Origin of the sequence: Burkholderia sp. E168m23, from assembly GCF_016586125.1 — a bacterium.
GTDB classification, from domain to species: Bacteria; Pseudomonadota; Gammaproteobacteria; order Burkholderiales; family Burkholderiaceae; genus Burkholderia; species Burkholderia orbicola.
On record NZ_BCPP01001366.1, the window covers coordinates 1 to 1,345 of the forward strand.

The following is a 1,345-nucleotide window of genomic DNA, read 5'->3' on the forward strand; positions in this document are numbered from 1 at the left end:
CGCGATGGTCATCTTGGCATTGCTCGCGATGTCGGCATTCGCGATCTGGGCGACCACCAACAAGACGACGCTCATCGCGCTTTCGCTCGTGTTGCTGTGTTTCGCCACCCTGAAAACGCCTGGCCTCCGGCGGGTCTGTATCGCCCTGACGATATTGATGATCGCGTTGCCGCTCGCGGGATGGGTCGTCGCCGAGACGGTCAACGTGGGCGCCACCGATACAGGATCGCTCGCATCGATGCAGGATCGGCTGCTGAACACCTGGCCGAAGCTGCTCGACGGGATGGCGAGTGCGAACCTGCTCTGGTTTGGCGTAGGGGCCGGTGGATTCGGGTCCGCGACGGCGTACTACACGTCCGACTTCGGCTTCAATACCGGCTATGCCGACAACGCCGCGCTCTATATCGTCGCGAATCTCGGTGTGGCAGGGGGCGTGCTCGTCATGCTCCTGTTCGCGCAGCGCGTGCTGGGCAGCCGCGCGGATGATCCGCGCGCATGGTTGATGCTGCTCTTCATACTGCTGAGCGGCGTCACGACGGATATCTTCGAAGCGCTCGGCTGTCTGCTCTTCGCCGGCGTCTCGGTCCGCATGCTGACAATTCATGCGGGTCGCGAACGTCTGGCCAGTCGCGATGGCTTGGGGCATGCGTCGACCTGGGCGGGAAGCCGATGAGCATGATCATCGAACGCACACGCATCAGGGGCTTGGCGAAATGCGTGGCAGCCGCACTGCTTGCGGCCGCGGCCGTGCTGACGGCGTCGAATTCCGCCAGCTCGGACGAACCCGCGCTCGTTCTTCCGAATCTGGCGCAGACGTCGACGCTGCCTTTCGTCGCGCTTCCCCGCTTTTTCGACACGCGTGCGAACTCGGGTGTTGCGATTCACGAGATCGACGATCCGGCGTTGCTCGACGCAGTGCGAGATGTCGGCTTCTCGTTCGTCCGAACCGATCTGTTCTGGGATTCGGTGGAAACGCCGCAAGGCTGGAACTTCTCCCGCTACGACGCGCTCGTCGCGAACCTGCGTGCGCGAGGACTCGGCGCTCTGTTCATTCTCGGTTATCAGCATCCGCTGCATGCGCCGAAGCAACCCCCGACGTCGCCGGCACAGATCGATGCATTCGCCGAGTATGCGACGCAGGCCGCGCGACACTATCGCGATCAGCCGGTACGCTTCGAAGTGTGGAACGAGCAGGACCACAAGGACTACTGGCTCGCACCGCCGTCCCCCGTCAAATACCGGAATCTGCTCGAGGCGACCGTCCGGGCCGTCAAAGCCGCGAATCCGCAGGCAATCGTTGCGACGGGCGGCGTTCAGCAGGTCGACCGGGCTTTCATTCGAGCGG

1 protein-coding gene and 1 pseudogene are annotated in these 1,345 nt (G+C 63.6%); both read left to right on the forward strand.

Translation table 11 applies throughout. The annotated features are described in order from the left end of the window. A pseudogene (locus tag JMF90_RS37335) lies at positions 1 to 673 on the forward strand (hypothetical protein); the annotation flags it as partial. Further along, on the forward strand, positions 670 to 1,345 hold a 676-nt coding region (locus JMF90_RS37340; RefSeq protein WP_201326366.1), incomplete at its 3' end, for a cellulase family glycosylhydrolase. The pseudogene JMF90_RS37335 and the gene JMF90_RS37340, both read left to right, overlap by 4 nt.